This is a genomic window from Pseudomonas delhiensis, from assembly GCF_900187975.1.
Taxonomy (GTDB): domain Bacteria; phylum Pseudomonadota; class Gammaproteobacteria; order Pseudomonadales; family Pseudomonadaceae; genus Pseudomonas; species Pseudomonas delhiensis.
The window spans coordinates 125236-142463 of the sequence record NZ_FZPC01000012.1 but is presented as its reverse complement, the minus strand read 5'-3'; the positions used below and the strand labels follow the sequence as shown (position 1 = coordinate 142463).

At 71.9% G+C, this 17228-nt stretch carries 16 protein-coding genes and 1 riboswitch; of the genes, 11 read left to right on the top strand and 5 right to left on the bottom strand.

The annotated features are described in order from the left end of the window. Positions 1-186 precede the first annotated feature (186 nt). The 4 genes from CHC02_RS12950 to CHC02_RS12935 are packed head-to-tail and all read right to left on the bottom strand — an operon-like array spanning position 187 to position 3676. Positions 187-807, bottom strand: coding sequence for an ABC-type transport auxiliary lipoprotein family protein (locus CHC02_RS12950; protein WP_089391859.1), 621 nt, complete (start codon positions 805-807; stop codon positions 187-189). Further along, entirely contained in the window at positions 804-1742 is a 939-nt protein-coding gene (locus CHC02_RS12945; protein WP_089391858.1) for an MlaD family protein, read from the bottom strand. The genes CHC02_RS12950 and CHC02_RS12945 overlap by 4 nt, the downstream gene beginning before the upstream one ends. Next, entirely contained in the window at positions 1743-2531 is a 789-nt protein-coding gene (locus CHC02_RS12940) for an ABC transporter ATP-binding protein (RefSeq protein WP_089391857.1), read from the bottom strand. It lies immediately after the preceding gene. Continuing rightward, entirely contained in the window at positions 2528-3676 is a 1149-nt protein-coding gene (locus CHC02_RS12935) for an MlaE family lipid ABC transporter permease subunit (RefSeq protein ID WP_089391856.1), read from the bottom strand. The genes CHC02_RS12940 and CHC02_RS12935 overlap by 4 nt, the downstream gene beginning before the upstream one ends. A 131-nt stretch (positions 3677-3807) precedes the next feature. Between CHC02_RS12935 and CHC02_RS12930 the strand changes: the two genes are divergently transcribed. The 11 genes from CHC02_RS12930 to CHC02_RS12880 all read left to right on the top strand — a co-directional run bounded on the left by CHC02_RS12930 (position 3808) and on the right by CHC02_RS12880 (position 15354). After that, entirely contained in the window at positions 3808-5847 is a 2040-nt protein-coding gene (locus CHC02_RS12930) for an FUSC family protein (protein WP_089391855.1), read from the top strand. A gap of 22 nt (positions 5848-5869) precedes the next feature. Beyond that, positions 5870-6090, top strand: a riboswitch (cobalamin riboswitch). A gap of 226 nt (positions 6091-6316) precedes the next feature. Then, complete coding sequence (gene cobO / locus CHC02_RS12925; RefSeq protein ID WP_089391854.1) at positions 6317-6928, top strand: cob(I)yrinic acid a,c-diamide adenosyltransferase; 612 nt, start codon at positions 6317-6319, stop codon at positions 6926-6928. Beyond that, positions 6928-8223, top strand: coding sequence for a cobyrinic acid a,c-diamide synthase CobB (locus tag CHC02_RS12920; RefSeq protein ID WP_089391853.1), 1296 nt, complete (start codon positions 6928-6930; stop codon positions 8221-8223). Before cobO ends, CHC02_RS12920 begins: the two co-directional genes overlap by 1 nt. Beyond that, the gene (gene bluB / locus CHC02_RS12915; protein ID WP_089391852.1) at positions 8220-8870 is read left to right on the top strand and encodes a 5,6-dimethylbenzimidazole synthase; all 651 of its coding nucleotides are present in this window, start codon (positions 8220-8222) and stop codon (positions 8868-8870) included. The genes CHC02_RS12920 and bluB overlap by 4 nt, the downstream gene beginning before the upstream one ends. Further along, positions 8867-9874, top strand: a complete 1008-nt coding sequence (cbiB, locus tag CHC02_RS12910; RefSeq protein WP_089391851.1) for an adenosylcobinamide-phosphate synthase CbiB — start codon at positions 8867-8869, stop codon at positions 9872-9874. The genes bluB and cbiB overlap by 4 nt, the downstream gene beginning before the upstream one ends. Next, entirely contained in the window at positions 9867-10859 is a 993-nt protein-coding gene (cobD, locus tag CHC02_RS12905) for a threonine-phosphate decarboxylase CobD (protein WP_089391850.1), read from the top strand. The genes cbiB and cobD overlap by 8 nt, the downstream gene beginning before the upstream one ends. Positions 10860-10867: 8 nt before the next feature. Beyond that, positions 10868-12328, top strand: coding sequence for a cobyric acid synthase (locus CHC02_RS12900; RefSeq protein ID WP_089391903.1), 1461 nt, complete (start codon positions 10868-10870; stop codon positions 12326-12328). Between the two features lie 119 nt (positions 12329-12447). After that, the gene (gene cobU, locus CHC02_RS12895; RefSeq protein WP_089391849.1) at positions 12448-12969 is read left to right on the top strand and encodes a bifunctional adenosylcobinamide kinase/adenosylcobinamide-phosphate guanylyltransferase; all 522 of its coding nucleotides are present in this window, start codon (positions 12448-12450) and stop codon (positions 12967-12969) included. Continuing rightward, entirely contained in the window at positions 12966-14021 is a 1056-nt protein-coding gene (cobT, locus tag CHC02_RS12890; protein ID WP_089391848.1) for a nicotinate-nucleotide--dimethylbenzimidazole phosphoribosyltransferase, read from the top strand. The genes cobU and cobT overlap by 4 nt, the downstream gene beginning before the upstream one ends. Further along, the gene (locus CHC02_RS12885; RefSeq protein WP_089391847.1) at positions 14018-14623 is read left to right on the top strand and encodes a histidine phosphatase family protein; all 606 of its coding nucleotides are present in this window, start codon (positions 14018-14020) and stop codon (positions 14621-14623) included. The genes cobT and CHC02_RS12885 overlap by 4 nt, the downstream gene beginning before the upstream one ends. Then, positions 14620-15354 (top strand): adenosylcobinamide-GDP ribazoletransferase, encoded by a 735-nt coding sequence (locus CHC02_RS12880; RefSeq protein WP_089391846.1) that lies wholly within the window; start codon positions 14620-14622, stop codon positions 15352-15354. Before CHC02_RS12885 ends, CHC02_RS12880 begins: the two co-directional genes overlap by 4 nt. A gap of 165 nt (positions 15355-15519) precedes the next feature. Here the strand turns inward: CHC02_RS12880 and CHC02_RS12875 are convergent, their stop codons facing one another. Then, positions 15520-17184: an MFS transporter gene (locus CHC02_RS12875; protein ID WP_089391845.1), complete on the bottom strand. Its 1665-nt coding sequence runs from the start codon at positions 17182-17184 to the stop codon at positions 15520-15522. Between the last annotated feature and the right edge of the window lie 44 nt (positions 17185-17228).

Sequence of the window (17228 nt, the reverse complement as noted above, 5' to 3'; positions counted from 1 at the left end):
TATCGCTTCGCTCAACCCATCCTGCGAAAGGCGCTCCGTAGGGCGTATAACCGTTCGCGGTTATACGCCGATACGCCGGGGCCAAAGCCAACACCGAGGTTGGCCTTGGCGCCGCCGGGGACCGAGGCCAAACGGCGGATAACGCCGTAGGCGTTATGCGCCCTACGTGCCATGGGGGGCGGTCTTTCACCGCTCGAACTTCTGCGCCTGCCCCTGCTGCAGCGTCCACCCCACCACTTCGGCCGCCAGGCGGTCGGTGGCCTGGCCGAAGGCCGTGACCACTTCCGGCACCTTTTCCCCGGCCGCCGGCTGGCGGACCTCGAAGCGGCGCGTCGCGACGATGCGCTGGGTGGCGCTGCGCACCAGGCGGGCTTCGAGGATGACCACCGCTTCCACGCCCTTGTCGCGGTATTCGCCCTGGAAGGCGCGCAGGTCGCCGCCCAGTTCCAGGTCGGCCTGCAGGCTGACCTCGTCGCTGCTCAGGGCCTGGATGCGGCCGTCGGCGCGGAAGGCGTCGAGCAGGCGGTCGCGCAGCAGCGGCGGGGCGCCGTCGGCCCAGCGGGCGCCCTTGTAGACGCTGAGCAGGTCGCCCCTGGGCTGCACGGCGATGCGGTTGCTGTCCAGCACCTGGCTGGCCCGGGGCGCCAGCACCCGCAGCGACCAGTCCACCGCCGGGGTGGCGCGTGGCGGTTGCTGCTGCGCCGGCAGCAGGTAGACGTCCGGGGTCTCGGCCCTGGGCAGGATCGAGCAGGCCCCGAGCAGGGCGGCGAGGGCGCTGTAGCCGAACAGGCGCAGGGGGGCCTTCATGGTTGGAACTCCTTGGTGCGGTTGCCGCCGAACAGGTAGTTGGTCGGGTTCTCTTCCAGGCGGCGGGTCACCCGCTGCAGGTTCTCCAGGGTGGCGCGCAGCTCGCGCACCGCCGGGCCTATCTCGCCCAGGCCGTTCAGCCCGCCGTTCACCGAGTCGTAGTTGCTGTCCAGCAGGCGGTCGATCTTCTCGCTGCTGCGCTGCAGCGCGGCGAGGGTCTGCTGGGCGCTGAGCAGGGTGTCCTTGCCCTGGCTGCCGAGCAACTGGTTGGCGTTGCCCAGCAGTTGGCTGGCATTGGCCAGGGTCAGCTTCGCCTGTTCGCTGGCCGCGGCCAGTTCCTGCACGGTGCGGCGGATGTCGCCGCGCTGCTCGGCGATCACCGCGGTGGCCTGGTCGATGTGGTCGAGGGTGCGGCTGATGCGGTCGACGTTCTCCTGGGAGAACATGCGGTTGACGTTGTTGATCAGGTTGCTGACGTTGGTGGCGATGTCCTCGCCGTTGGCCAGCAGCTTGCTCAGTGGCGAGGGGATGGTCTTGATCACCGGCACCTGGCCGTCCTTGCCCACCAGCGGCGGGCTCTCCGGCGAGCCGTTGCTGAGCTGGATGATGGCGGTGCCGGTGACCCCGGTGATGGCCAGCTTGGCGCGGGTGTCCTGGCGGATCGGCGTCTGGTCGAACACGCGGATGCGCGCCAGCACCTTGCGCGGGTCCTGCGGGTCGAGGCGCAGGCTGACCACGTCGCCGACCTTGATCCCGCTGTACTGCACGGTGCCGCCCTGGGACAGGCCGGTCACCGCCTCGGTGAAGATCACGTCGTAGTAGTTGTACTGCTGGTCGCTGCTGTTCTTGGCCAGCCACAGGCCGAAGAGCAGGCCGCCGATGGCCACCAGCACGGTGAACAGGCCGATGACCACGTGGTGGGCGCGGGTTTCCATTCAGTTCTCCTCCCGCAGGCGGTCCGCCGCCTGCTGCGCGGCACGGCCGCGCGGGCCGTGGAAATAGTCCTGGACCCAGGCGTCGGGGTTGGCGGCCACCTCGTCGAGGCTGCCGACCACCAGCACGCGTTTCTGCGACAGCACCGCGACGCGGTCGCAGATGGTGTAGAGGGTGTCCAGGTCGTGGGTGACCAGGAACACGGTGAGGCCGAAGGCCTCGCGCAGGGTCAGGATCAACTGGTCGAAGGCCGCCGCGCCTATGGGGTCGAGGCCGGCGGTGGGCTCGTCGAGGAACAGGATGTCCGGGTCCAGGGCCAGGGCGCGGGCCAGGGCGGCGCGCTTGACCATGCCGCCGGACAGCTCCGAGGGGTACTTGTCGCCGGCCTCCGGCGGCAGGCCGGCCAGGGAGATCTTCACCTTGGCCAGGTACTCGGCGTCCTCGCGGGCCAGCCCGGCGTGCTCGATCAGCGGCAGGCAGACGTTCTCGCTGACGGTCAGCGAGGAGAACAGCGCGCCGTTCTGGAACAGCACGCCGAAGCGCCGCTCGATCCTCGAGCGCTGCTCCGGCGGCAGCTCCAGCAGGTTCTGCCCGAACACCTGGATCCGCCCTTCCTGGGGCCGGCGCAGGCCGATGATGGCGCGCAGCAGCACCGACTTGCCGGTGCCGGAGCCGCCGACCACGCCGAGGATCTCGCCGCGGCGCACGTCCAGGTCCAGGTGCTCGTGCACCGCGTGGTCGCCGAAGCGGTTGCACAGGTCGCGGACCTGGATGATGGCTTCGTCGCTCACCAGCCCATCTCCATGAAGAACAGCGCGGCGACGGCGTCGATGAGGATCACCGCGAAGATCGACTGGACCACCGCCGAGGTGGTGTGCTCGCCCACCGACTGCGCGCTGCCGCTGACGCGGAAGCCTTCCAGGCAGCCGATCACGGCGATCACGAAGGCGAACACCGGCGCCTTCACCAGGCCGACCAGGAAGTGCTGCACGGCGATGTCGTTCTGCAGCATGACCATGAACATGCGCGGCGAGATGTCCAGCGACAGCGCGCAGACCACGCCGCCGCCGACGATGCCCGAGAGCATGGCGAGGAAGGTCAGCAGCGGCAGCACCAGCAGCAGCGCCAGCACCCGCGGCAGCACCAGCAACTCCATCGGGTCCAGGCCCAGGGCGCGGATGGCGTCGATCTCCTGGTTCGACTTCATCGAGCCGATCTGCGCGGTGAAGGCGCTGGCGGTACGCCCGGCCAGCAGGATGGCGGTGAGCAGCACGCCGAACTCGCGCAGGAACGAGAAGCCCACCAGGTCGACGGTGTAGATGGCCGCGCCGAACTTGTTCAGCACGGTGGCGCCGAGGAAGGCCACCACGGCGCCGACCATGAAGGTCAGCAGGGCCACGATGGGCACGGCGTCCAGGCCAGTCTGTTCCATGTGCGCGGCCAGCGAGGTGGGCCGCCAGCGCCGGGGATTCAGGGCGCAGCGCGCCAGGCTTTCGAGAGTCAGGCCGATGAAGCCGAGCACGCCCACCAGGTCCTTCCAGAAGGCTTCCATGGCGAGGCCGATGCGTTCCAGCAGCTCGACCAGGGCGTTGCGCGGCGGCGGCTTCTTCTCGTGCAGGCGGCACTGGGTGATGGAACTGCCCACCGCGCGCAGCAGGTCGCGGCGTTCCCTGGGCACATCCGCGGCGATCTCGTCCAGGCGCTGCAGGCCGCTGGCGCCGATCAGGTCGGCGAGCAGGCTGGCCCCGGCGGTGTCGAGGGCGCCGAGCCGGCTGAAGTCGAAGCCCCCGGCATGGGCGCGCTGGCCGTCCAGCGCGCCGACCTGGCGTTGCAGGTCGGCGAAATGGGCGAGCGTCCAGTCGCCGCTGACTTGCAGCAGGGGCGGGGAGGCGGAGGTGTCCAGGCGCAGCTGGCCGGCTTGAGCGGTTTCGGTCATCCCACGGAGTCTAGCGGAGTTGTGTGACGGGACCATCCGTCGCCTTCCACTCAGGGAGGTTACAGGATGTTTCTTGACATTGTTAGCAAGCTATTTAATAGTTCGATCAACGATTTTGCCGGTATGTCTGCATGCCAGCCTTCCTTTCGCCATTCGTCGAGTTCTTCCGCGCCGTGCTGCGCCCGCGCCGCACGGACCTGCAGTTCGCCGCCAAGTCGGTGCTGGCCGGCATTCTCGCCCTCTACCTGGCGTTCCGCTTTGAGCTGCAGCAACCGCAGTGGGCGCTGGTCACGGTGTTCGTGGTCAGCCAGCCGCTGAGCGGCATGGTGCTGGCCAAGAGCGTGTTCCGCCTGCTCGGCACCTGCCTCGGGGCCATGGTCTCGGTGGCGCTGATCGCGGTGCTGGGCCAGGCGCCGCTGCCGTTCCTCCTGGCCATGGCGGCCTGGCTGGCGTTCTGCACCGCCGGCGCCTCGCTGCTGCAGAACTTCTCGTCCTACGGCTTCGTCCTCGCCGGCTACACCGCGGCGATAGTCGCGCTGCCTTCCAGCGCCGCGCCCATGACGGTGTTCGACCAGGCCGTGGCGCGCTGCTCGGAGATCGGCCTGGGCATCCTCTGCGCCTCGCTGGTGAGCATCGTGCTGTGGCCGCGGCGCGTGCAGCAGCAGTTGGCGGAGCAGGGCAAGGGCGCCTGGGAGACCGGCCTGCAGGCGGCCGCCGCCGAACTGACCGGTGCCGACGAGCGCGGCCCGCTGATCCGCGCCATGGGCCGCATCGTGGCGGTGGACGCGCAGCGCGAACACGCCTGGTTCGAGGGCGAGAGCGGCCGCCGCCGGGCCCAGGCGCTGCGGGTACTGAACGCCGACCTGCTGGGCCTGCTGCGCGCGGCGCGCAAGGTGGCGCGGGAGTGGCGGCTGCTGGACCAGGCGTCCGCCACCGCGCTGGAGCCCTGGCGGCGCGAGGTCATGGACCTGCTGGAGCAGGCCGGGTACCGCGCCTTCGAGGACTGCCGCGAGCGCCTGGACGAGGCCGTCCGGGCCCGCGAGAGCGCCCAGCAGCGCCTGTGCCTGGAATGCCTGGCGCGCACCCTGGCGATGGCCGGGCAGGCCCGGCGCAGCATGCAGGCGCTGGTCTACGGCGAGGCGCCGCGCAACGCGCCGGGGGTGATCGTCTGGCACCGCGACATCGAACGCGGGCTGCTCTACGGCCTGCGCAGCGCCCTGGCGTTCCTCTGCGTGTCGGCCTTCTGGCTGGCCACGGCCTGGCCCAGCGGCCTGGGCGCGGTGTCCATCACCGGCGTGGTGCTGAGCCTGTTCGCCAGCCGCGACAACCCGGCCGGCGCCGGCCTCAACTTCCTGCGCGGCATCGTCCTGTCGGTACCCTTCGCCGGCATCGCGGGCCTGGTGATACTGCCGCTGTGCGACGGCTTCCCGGCGCTGGCCCTGGTGCTGGGCGTGCCGCTGTTCATCGCCGCGCTGTGCATGACGCGGCCCGCCATCGCCGCCATCGCCTCGTCCTTCTGCATCTTCTATGTGAAGAACATCGGGCCGAGCAACGCGATGAGCTACGACCTCGGCCACTTCCTCAACTCGGCGCTGGCCACGGTGGTCGGCGTGGCCTTCGCCGTGCTGGTGTTCAACCTGGTGCGCCTGGCGCCGGGGCAGCGCCACTACCGCCGCGTGCTGGCGGCCATCCTCGCCGACCTGGCGCGGCTCACCCGCGGCCCGCTGCCGGTGGCGGAGGTGTGGTTCGACGGCCGCAGCGCCGACCGCCTGCTGCGGCTGGCGCAGTTCTACAGGAACCTGCCGGCCGAGCGCCGCGCACGTTGGCGCGGCGGCCTGCTGGCGCTGGACCTGGGCGACGAGCTGCTGTTCCTCCGCGCGCGCCTGGCCGCGGCCCGCGGCCCCGTACGGCGGGCCCGCGACGCCTACCTGCTGCGCCTGCACGACCTGCTGCTCGCCGGTGGCCCGCGCGCCGGCCGCGAGCAGGCCCTGGATGCGGCCAGCGTGGCGCTGTTCCAGGCCCTGGAGGGCGACCACCGGCTGCCGGCCGAGAACCGCGAACTGGCCCGCGCCACCCTGGTCCAGCTGCAGTTCATCTGGCTGCGCTGGTGCCGCCAGGACCCGGCCGCGACGCCGGCGCCGGCGGCGCGACCCATCGCCGCCGCCGATTGACCGGCCACCCCGCCAGCCTCTAAGCTGCGCGCCTGCTACAGGTGCCTTCGGCCAGGGTCGAAGGTGAAACAGGGAAGCCGGTGGAACCGAGCCTTTTCGGTCATTCCGGCGCTGCCCCCGCAACGGTAGGCGAGTCACCCGGACGCAACAGCCACTGTGCCAACGGCATGGGAAGGCGCGGCCGGGGAAGTCCCAGGACCTCCACTCGCGAGCCCGGAGACCGGCCCGTAGCGACGACGACGCGCAGGAAGCCGTCGGGCGCTGCCCAGGCCGCGCTCCGATCGCCCAGCGTCATCCCGGTTTTTAGCCGCGCGGGTGAGAGCGGTGGAGCGATCAGGCAGATGAGCAATTCCCCTCCAGCCCCGGCCCCGCGCCGCCCGGCTGCGTTCCTTCGTCACTCCCGCATGCCCCATCAGCCACGGTGCCCCGGCGCCGCGAGCACGGCCGTCCGCGGCCAGGAGACAGAACGATGAGCGAGACCCCGGAAAAGGACGAGCGCCACCGCGCGCGCATGCAGCGCAAGAAGGAAGTGGTCGACGAGAAGATCGCCCAGGCCCGGGACGAACGCGGCGTGCTGCTGGTGCTCACCGGCAATGGGAAGGGCAAGAGCAGCTCGGCCTTCGGCATGCTCGCCCGCGCCCTCGGCCACGGCATGCGGGCCGGCGTGGTGCAGTTCATCAAGGGCGCCGCCAGCACCGGCGAGGAAGCCTTCTTCCGGCGCTTCCCCGAGCAGGTGCGCTACCACGTGATGGGCGAGGGCTTCACCTGGGAGACCCAGGACCGCCAGCGCGACATCGACAAGGCGCAGCAGGCCTGGGGCATCGCCCGCGAACTGCTGGCCGACCCGGCCATCGGCCTGGTGCTGCTGGACGAGCTGAACATCGCCCTCAAGCACGGCTACCTGGAACTGGACGCGGTGCTCGCCGACATCGCCGCGCGCCCGGCGCACCAGCACGTGGTGGTCACCGGCCGCGCCGCGCCGCCGGGGATGATCGAGGCCGCCGACACCGTCACCGAGATGGGCCTGGTCAAGCATGCCTTCAAGGCCGGCATCAAGGCGCAGAAAGGGGTGGAGTTCTGATGCCGCAAGCGCGCCAGTGCCCGGCGCTGCTGATCGCAGCTCCCGCCTCCGGCCAGGGCAAGACCACCGTCACCGCCGCCCTGGCCCGCCTGCACGCGCGCCAGGGGCGCAGGGTGCGGGTGTTCAAGGTCGGCCCGGACTTCCTCGACCCGATGATCCTCGCCCGTGCCAGCGGCGCGCCCGTGCACCAGCTCGACCTGTGGATGGTCGGCGAGGCGCAGAGCCGGCGCCTGCTGTGGGAGGCGGCCGGGGAGGCCGACCTGATCCTCATCGAGGGGGTGATGGGCCTGTTCGACGGCACGCCCTCGGCCGCCGACCTGGCGCGCACCTTCAACGTCCCGGTGCTGGGCGTGATCAACGGCCAGGCCATGGCGCAGACCTTCGGCGCCCTGGCCGTGGGCCTGGCCACCTACCAGCCGGGCCTGCCGTTCTCCGGGGTGCTCGGCAACCGCGTCGGCAGCCAGCGCCACAGCGACCTGCTGCGCGACAGCCTGCCGGAGTGGATCCGCTGGTACGGCGCGCTGCCGCGCAGCGCCGAGCTGGAACTGCCCAGCCGCCACCTGGGCCTGGTGCAGGCCGAGGAGCTGGCCGACCTGGATGCGCGCCTGGACGCCGCCGCCGACGCCCTGGCCGCCAGCAGCGCGGTGGACCTGCCGCCGCCGGTGAGCTTCGCGGCGCCGGCCGCGCGCGAGGTGCGGCCGTTCCTGGCCGGCGTGCGCATCGGCGTGGCGCGCGATTCCGCCTTTGCCTTCCTCTACCAGGCCAACCTCGACCTGCTGCGCGAACTGGGCGCCGAGCTGTGCTTCTTCTCCCCGCTCAGCGACGAACGCCTGCCGGAGGTGGACAGCCTCTACCTGCCCGGCGGCTACCCCGAGCTGCACCTGGCGCAGCTGGAGAACAACCGCGCCATGGCCGACGCCATCCGCGCCCACCACGCCGCCGGCAAGCCTCTGCTGGCCGAGTGCGGCGGCATGCTCTACCTGCTCGACGGCCTGACCGACGCCAATGGCCTATGCGGCCAACTGCTCGGCCTGCTGCCCGGCCGCGCCACCCTGCAGAAGCGCCTGGCCGCCCTGGCCCTGCAGGAGGTCGAGCTGCCCGAGGGCCCGTTGCGCGGCCACACCTTCCACCACTCGCTGCTGGACACCGGCCTGGAGCCGGCCCTGCGCGGCAGCTGCCCGAACGCCAAGCCGGTGGCCGAGGCGGTGTTCCGCCTGGGCCGCCTGACCGCGTCCTACATCCACTTCTACCTGCCGTCGAACCCGATGGCCGCCGCCGCGATCTTCCGCCCATGACCGAGCACGCCTACAGCCCCGAGGAACGCGCGGCCATCTACCGCGCCATCGCCGAACGCCGCGACATGCGCCACTTCAGCGGCGGCGAGATGGCCCCGGCGCTGCTGGCGCGCCTGCTGGAAGCGGCGCACCAGGCCCCCAGCGTCGGGCTGATGCAGCCCTGGCGCTTCATCCGCATCACCCGCCCCGAGCTGCGCGAGGCCATCCACGGCCTGGTGGAGCAGGAGCGGGTGAGGACCGCCGAGGCCCTGGGCGAGCGCTCCGAAGAATTCATGCGGCTGAAGGTCGAAGGCATCCGCGACTGCGCCGAGCTGCTGGTGGCGGCCCTGGCGGATGGCCGCGAGGCCCACGTCTTCGGCCGCCGCACCCTGCCGCAGATGGACCTGGCCTCGCTGGCCTGCGCCATCCAGAACCTCTGGCTGGCGGCCCGCGCCGAGGGCCTGGGGCTGGGCTGGGTGTCGCTGTTCGAACCCGCCGCCCTGGGCGAACTGCTCGGCCTGCCGGCGGGCAGCGAGGCGGTGGCGGTGCTCTGCCTGGGCCCGGTGGAAGCGTTCTACCCGGCGCCGATGCTGGCCCTGGAGGGCTGGTGCGAGCCGCGCCCGCTGGAAGAATTGCTCTACGAGAACCGCTGGGGGGAACGCCCATGAGCCTGGCCCTGCTGAGCGTCGCCGGCGTGGCCCTGGACGGCCTGCTGGGCGAGCCGAAGCGCTGGCACCCGCTGGTGGCCTTCGGGCGCCTGGCCGACCGCCTGGAGCGCCGCTTCAACCGCGCTCGAGTGCCATTGTCGACGGTTGGCACGGATAGCCCCCTCTCCCTTCAGGGAGAGGGTGCTACGCCCAACTCCGTACTTCCCGACAGCAACACCCCCGGCCTAGGCTGGCGCAGCCATGGCGTCACCGCCTGGGCCCTGGCGGTACTGCCACTGACCTTCATCACCTGGTTGCTGACCCTGCTCCCGCATCTCGGCTGGCTGGTCTCCGCCATCGCCCTCTACGCCGCCATCGGCCTGCGCAGCCTGGGCGAGCACGCCGAACCCGTGGCCCTGGCCCTGCGCGACGGCGACTTGCCCGAGGCGCGCAAGCGCGTCGGCTACATGGTCAGCCGCGAGACCGCCGAACTGGACGCCAGCGCGGTGGCCAAGGCCGCCACCGAATCGGTGCTGGAGAACGGCAGCGACGCGGTGTTCGCCGCGCTGTTCTGGTTCGCCGTGGCCGGCGCGCCGGGCGTGGTGCTGTACCGCCTGAGCAACACCCTGGACGCCATGTGGGGCTACCGCAACCCGCGTTTCGAACGCTTCGGCTGGGCCGCGGCGAAGATCGACGACGCCCTCAACTACCTCCCCGCGCGCCTGGTCGCCCTGACCTACGCACTGCTCGGCAATACCCGCCTGGCCCTGCGCAGCTGGCGCATACAGGCGCCGCAGTGGGACAGCCCCAACGCCGGCCCGGTGATGGCCGCCGGCGCCGGTGCGCTCGGCGTGGCCCTGGGCGGCAATGCCGTCTACCACGGCGAGTTGCACCAGCGCCCGCAACTGGGCGAAGGCCCGGCGCCGGGCGCCCGCGACATCTGGCGGGCGCTGGCCCTGGTGCGCCAGGGCGTGCTGCTGTGGCTGCTGGCGATCCTCGGCCTGGGGGCGCTGCTGCATGCTTGAGCACGGCGGACGCCTGCGCGCGGCGGCGCAGCGCTACGGCATCGCGCTGGAGGACTGGCTCGACCTGTCCACCGGCATCGCCCCCTGGCCCTGGCCCTGGCCCGTGGCGGACATCCCCGCCAGCGCCTGGCAGCGCCTGCCGGAAGAGGACGACGGCCTGGAGCAGGCCGCGCGCGACTACTACGGCTGCGCTTCGCTGCTGCCGCTGCCCGGCAGCCAGGCGGCGATCCAGGCCCTGCCGCGCCTGCGCGAGCCTGGCCGGGTCGGCGTGTTGGCGCCCTGCTACGCGGAGCACGCGGCGGCCTGGCGGCGCCATGGCCATGAACTGCTGGAACTGGCCGACGAGCAGGTGGACGGGCTGATCGACCAGCTCGACGTGCTGCTGCTGGTCAACCCGAACAACCCCACCGGCCGGCGTTTCGACGCCGGACGCCTGCTCGCCTGGCACGCGCGCCTGCAGGCTCGTGGCGGCTGGCTGGTGGTGGACGAAGCCTTCATCGACTGTGCCCCCGGGCACAGCCTGCTGCCCCTGGCCGGCGGCCGGCCGGGCCTGGTGGTGCTGCGCTCGCTGGGCAAGTTCTTCGGCCTGGCCGGCGCGCGCCTGGGCTTCGCCTTCGCCGAGCCGGCGCTGCTGGCACGCCTGGCCGAACTGCTCGGGCCCTGGGCGGTGAGCGGGCCGACCCGCTGGGTGGCGCAGCGCGCGCTGGCCGACCACGCGCTGCAGGGCGAACGCCGCGCTGCGCTGGAACAGGCCGGCGCGCGCCTGGCCGCGCTTCTGAAAACCCACCAGTTGCTGACCCAGGGCACCGCGCTGTTCCAGTGGCTTGCCTACCCTCGGGCGGCTGAACTGCACGAACACCTGGCCCGCCGCGGCATCCTCGTGCGCCTTTTCGACAACCCGCCGAGCCTGCGCTTCGGCCTGCCCGCCGACGAAGCCGGCTGGGCGCGCCTGGCCGATGCCCTAGGGCAATGGAGCACCCCATGACCACCCCGATGGCGCAAGGCACTACGTTGATGGTGCAAGGCACCACCTCCGACGCCGGCAAGAGCACCCTGGTGACCGCGCTGTGCCGCTGGCTGCGCCGCCAGGGCGTGGCGGTGGCGCCGTTCAAGCCGCAGAACATGGCGCTGAACAGCGCGGTGACGGCCGACGGCGGCGAGATCGGCCGCGCCCAGGCGGTGCAGGCCCAGGCCTGCCACCTGGCGCCGCACACCGACATGAACCCGGTGCTGCTCAAGCCCAACAGCGACGTGGGCGCCCAGGTGATCATCCACGGCCGCGCGGTGACCAGCATGAATGCCGCCGCCTACCACGACTACAAGCGGGTCGCGAAGCAGGCCGTGCTGGAGTCCCACCAGCGCCTGCTCGACGCCTACCGGGTGGTGATGGTGGAGGGCGCCGGCTCCCCGGCGGAGATCAACCTGCGCGCCAACGACATCGCCAACATGGGCTTCGCCGAGGCGGTGGACTGCCCGGTGATCCTCATCGCCGACATCGACCGCGGCGGCGTGTTCGCCCACCTGGTCGGCACCCTGGAGCTGCTTTCGGCAAGCGAGCGGGCGCGGGTGAAGGGCTTCGTCATCAACCGCTTCCGTGGCGACATCGCGCTGCTGCAGCCGGGCCTGGACTGGCTGGAAGAGCGCACCGGCATCCCGGTGCTGGGTGTGCTGCCGTACCTGATGGACTTCCACCTGGAGGCCGAGGACGCCATCGACGTCCGCCAGGCCGCCAAGACGGGGGAAAGCCTGAAGGTGGTGGTGCCGGTGCTGCCGCGCATCAGCAACCACACCGACTTCGACCCGCTGCGCCTGCACCCGCAGGTGCAACTGACCTTCGTCGGCCCCGGCCAGGCCATGCCGGCGGCGGACCTGGTCATCCTGCCCGGCTCCAAGAGCGTGCGCGCGGACCTGGCCTTCCTCCGCGCCCAGGGCTGGGACGCCGCCATCGAGCGCCACCTGCGCTATGGCGGCAAGCTGCTGGGCATCTGCGGCGGCCTGCAGATGCTCGGCCGCACGCTGTCCGACCCCCACGGCCTGGAGGGCGCCGCCGGCGACAGCGCCGGCCTCGGCTGGCTGGCGCTGGACACGGTGCTGGAGCCGGAGAAGCAGCTGCGCAACGTGCGCGGCCGGCTGGCGCTGGAAGACGCCGAGGTCGGCGGCTACGAGATTCACGCCGGCGTGACTACCGGGCCCGCATTGGAGAACCCGGCGGTGTGGCTCGACGACGGCCGCTGCGATGGCGCGCTGAGCGCCGACGGCCAGGTCATGGGCACTTACCTGCACGGCCTGTTCGAGGCTCCCGACGCCTGTGCCGCATTGCTGCGCTGGGCTGGCCTGGGCGAAGTGCAGCCGTTGGACTATCACGGGCTGCGCGAGCGCGACATCGAGCGCCTGGCCGACCAGGTGGAGGCGTATCTGGATACCGCCAAACTGAAAGCCCTGTGCGGCCTTTGAGATGGGTATCGCTTCGCTCCACCCATCCTACGAAGCCGCTGCTCTTCGTAGGAGCGAGCTTGCTCGCGAACCAGCACCGCCGCGCCCCCTACAGGCCAAGACTTCCGTGGAGAAACCCAATGCTTGAACTCATCCTCGGCGGCGCCCGTTCCGGCAAGAGCCGCCTGGCCGAGCGCCTGGCCCTGGGCAGCGGCCTGCCGGTCACCTATTTCGCCACCGCGCAGAGCGGCGACGGCGAGATGGCCGCGCGCATCCGCCACCACCGTGAACGCCGCCCGGCCGAATGGGGCCTGGTGGAAGAGCCGCTGCACCTGGCGCGGGTCCTCGCCGAGCACGCCGCGCCGGACCGCTGCCTGCTGGTGGACTGCCTGACCCTCTGGCTGACCAACCTGCTGCTCGCCGACGACGGCGCGCACCTGCAACAGCAGATCGACGAACTGCTGGCCGCGCTGCCCGGGCTGCCCGGGCGGATCATCCTGGTCAGCAACGAGACCGGGCTGGGCGTGGTGCCCCTGGGCGAGCTGACGCGGCGCTACGTCGACGAGGCCGGCTGGCTGCACCAGGCCCTGGCCGAGGCCAGCGAACGGGTGCTGTTCACCGTCGCCGGCCTGCCCATGACCCTCAAGGGAGACCCCGTATGAGCCTGCAATGGTGGCGCGAGCCGTGCCAACCCGTGGACCGCGTGGCGCGCGACAAGGCCGCCGCGCGCCAGGACCAGTTGACCAAGCCGCGCGGCGCCCTGGGCCGCCTGGAGGAGGTGGCCATCCACCTCGCCGGCCTGCAGGGGCGTGAGCGGCCCAGCCTGGATCACACCTGGATCGCCCTGTTCGCCGGCGACCACGGCGTGGTGGAGGAGGGCGTCTCGGCCTACCCGCAGGCGGTGACCGGCGAGATGCTGCGCAACTTCGTGCGCGGCGGCGCGGCCATCAGCGTATTGGCTCGCCAGCTGGATGCGCGCCTGGAGGTGATCGACCTGGGCACCGCCGTGCCGCTGGAGCCCTTGCCCGGCGTGCTGCACCTGATGGTCGGCGCCGGCACCCTGAACTTCGCCCGCGAGCCGGCGATGACCGCCGCGCAGTGCCTGATCGCCCTGGAGGCCGGGCGCGAATCCGTGCGCCGCGCGCAGCAGGCCGGCAGCGAGCTGTTCATCGGCGGCGAGATGGGCATCGGCAACACCACCTGCGCCGCCGCCCTGGCCTGCGGCCTGCTCGGCGAACGCGCCGCATCCCTGGTCGGCCCGGGCACCGGGCTGGATGCCAGGGGCGTGGCGCACAAGGCCGCGGTCATCGAGCGCGCCCTGGCCCTGCATGGCGCGCACTGCGCCGAGCCCTTCGAGGCCCTGTGCCGCCTCGGCGGCTTCGAGGTGGCGGCCCTGGCCGGCGCCTACCTGGCCTGCGCGCAGAAGGGCATCGTCGCCCTGGTGGACGGCTTCATCTGCAGCGTCGCGGCGCTCTGCGCGGTGCGTTTCAACCCCCAGTGCCGCGACTGGCTGCTGTTCGCCCACAGCGGCGCCGAGCCCGGCCACCAGCGCGTGCTCCGGGCCCTGGAGGCGCAGCCGCTGCTGGACCTCGGCCTGCGCCTGGGCGAGGGTAGCGGCGCCGCCCTGGCCGTGCCGCTGCTGCGCCAGGCCTGCCGGCTGCACGCCGAGATGGCCACCTTCGCCGAAGCGGCGGTGTCGGACCGCCCGGCATGAGCCTGCGCCTGGACCTGCTGCGCCACGGCGAGACCGAACGGGGCGGCGGCTTCCGCGGCCGCCTGGACGACGCCCTGACCGCCGCCGGCTGGGCGCAGATGCAGGCCGGCCTGGGCCTGGCCTCGCCCTGGGACGCCCTGGTCAGCTCGCCGCTGCGCCGCTGCGCGGCCTTCGCCGAGCGCCTGGCCGCCGCCAGCGGCTTGCCGCTGCACCTGGAGGCGGACCTGCGCGAACTGGATTTCGGCGAGTGGGAAGGGCTTTGCGCAGCTAAGCTGATGGAGACTGATAGCGATGCGCTAGCCCGTTTCTGGAACGACCCCTACGCCTTCACCCCGCCGGGCGGCGAGCCGCTCGCGGCCTTCGAGGCGCGGGTGTTCGCGGCCCTGGGGCAGCTGTACGCGACGCATGCCGGAAAGCACCTGCTGCTGGTGACCCATGGCGGCGTGATGCGCCTGCTCGGCGCACGCGCCCTGGGCCTGCCGCGCGAGCAGCTGCTGCAGGTGAGCGTCGCCCACGGCGAACGGCTGGCGCTGCGCATCGAGCCGCAGGCCGGCGGCTGGAGCATCCAACCGGTCGAGTCCGCCGCGAGCGCGCCCCGATGAGCAACCTGTTCCTGCCGTTGATCGCCCTGCAGTTCCTCAGCCGCATCCCGATCCGCCTGGGCGAGGTGCCCACGCCCGAGCAGTTCGGCCGCGCCACCCTGTTCTACCCGCTGGTGGGGGCATTGATGGGCGGCGGGCTCTATGCCCTGGGCTACTTTTTCGGCGAGACCTACCTGCTGCTGCACGCCGCGCTGTTGCTGGCAGTGTGGGTGGCCTTCAGCGGCGCCCTGCACCTGGACGGCCTGGCCGACACCGCCGACGCCTGGGTGGGCGGGCTGGGCGACCGCGAGCGCACCCTGGCGATCATGAAGGACCCGCGCAGCGGCCCGGTGGCGGTGGTGGTGCTGGTGGTGATGCTGCTGGTGAAGTTCTGCGCCATAGCGGCCCTGCTCGACAGCCACCACTTCTGGGCCCTGCTGCTGGCGCCGTGGCTGGCGCGGGTGGCGCTGCCGCTGCTGTTCCTCACCACCCCCTACGCCCGCCCCGGCGGCCTCGGCCAGGCCCTGGCCGACCACCTGCCGCGCCGCGCGCTGCCCTGGATGCTGGCGCTCAACGCCGCGCTGATGCCGCTGACCGGCCTCAGCGGCCTGGTCGCGCTGGTGGTGGCCCTGGCGGTGTTCCTCTGGTGGCGCAACCGGCTGATGGCGCGGCTGGATGGCACCACCGGGGATACGGCGGGGGCGCTGGTGGAGCTGGTGGAGTGCGCGGTGCTGGTGGCGTTGGCGATCTAGCCTGGGCAGAGGTGCCCGGGCTTGGCCTATCGCGGACGGAGTCCGCTCCTACGGGGGATATGCCATGGTTACCGACAACCTGTAGGAGCGCGCCCTGCCCGCGATTCGCGCGCAGGGCGCGCTCCTACATTGGCACGGTGCGGTGGGCGGCGTTATCCGCGGTCCTCAGCCCAACGTCTCCGGCGGCGCCTCGTAGCTCCCCGACTCATAGCTCACCCCGTGCCTCATCCTGGGCGGCGCGTCGCCCGCGTGCAGGCTGGTGACCGTGTCGATGATGGTCTTGTCCTCCAGCGTCATGCGGTCGAGCATGCGCAGGTGGGCGATCCAGTTCTCCACCAGGAAGACCTCCTGCCAGGCCTCCTTGTCGCTGATGTCGCGGTACAGCGCCCAGCGTTCGGCGCCGTTGCGCAGGCGCAGGCGGCGCAGCGGCTTGGCCGCGCGGACGAAGTCGCGGGTGCGCTCGGCCGGGATGCGGTACTCGATGGTCACCAGCACCGAGCCGCGCTGGGTGTCGAAGACGAAGGTCGGCTCCCCCGGCAGGGGGCCGGGGGCGCGGGCGATGCTGCCGGGGTTCAGCTCCGGCAGGCGCGAGTTGTACAGCAGCGCCACCGAGATCAGCAGCAGCACCCCGGCGGCGAGCAGCGCGCCCTGCACGCCCATGGTCCCGGCGAAGTGGCCCCAGAGGAAGGAGCCCAGCGCCAGGCCGCCGTAGAGGGCCGTCTGGTACAGCGCCAGGGCGCGGGCCTTGACCCAGTCCGGCACCAGTATCTGCACCGCCGAGTTGTAGCTGGCCACCGCGGCGATCCAGCAGCTGCCGCCGACGATCAGCGCCGGGAACAGCACCCAGAGGTTGTCCACGCCGCCGAGGATCAGCAGCACCAGGCCGAGGGTGCCGCCGCCCAGGCTGATCAGGCGGCTGGTGCCGATCACCCTGCGCAGGCGGCCCACCAGCGTGCTGCCGAGGATGGCGCCCAGGCCCAGGGCGCCGAGCATGTAGCCGTACACCGAGGCGTTGCCGTCCGGGTTGCGGTGCGCCAGCAGCGGCAGCAGCGCCCAGACCGCGCTGGCGGAGAGGCCGAACACCGCCGAGCGCAGCATCACCAGGCGGGTGACGCTGGAGTACTGGGTGAAGCGCAGCGCCGCCACCACCCCTTCGAAGATGTGCTCCGGCGGCAGGGTGCGCTTGGGCACCTCGCGGCGCCATTGCCAGATGGCCCAGATCAGCGCGGCGTAGCACAGGCAGTTGAACAGGAACACCCAGGGCGCGCCGGTGGCCGACAGCAGCAGGCCGCCGATGGCCGGGCCCACCGCCCGGGCGACGTTGTAGTTGACGCTGTTGAGCAGCACCGCATCGCCCACCAGGCGCGCCGGCACCTGCTCGTTCACCGCCGCCTGCCAGGCCGGGATGGTGATGGAGCTGCCCAGGGACAGCCAGAGGATCGACAGGATCAGCAGCAGCGGGTCGAGGTAGCCGAAGAAGGCCAGCAGGGTCACCAGGGCCGCGCCGGACAGCTCGATGGACAGGCCGATGAGCATGATCTTGCGCCTGTCGTGGTTGTCCGCCAGCACCCCCGAGAGGATCGACAGCAGCACCAGCGGCAACGCCGAGGCGACCTGGATCATGGCCACCATCAGCGGGCTGGCGTGGGCCTCGGTGACCACCCAGGCGGCGGCCACCGACTGTGCCCAGGTGCCCAGGTTGGCGAACAGGTTGCAGATCCAGATGATGCGGAAGGCCGCGATGCTGAACGGGGCGAGCACGCCGCTGCGCTGGGGGTCGGCTTCGTTCTTCAGCGGCAGGTCGTGCTTGGGTGAAACGGATTGCAGCATGGGGAACGCCTTCTTGCGGTGGCCGGCGGCAACGGCGCTATGCC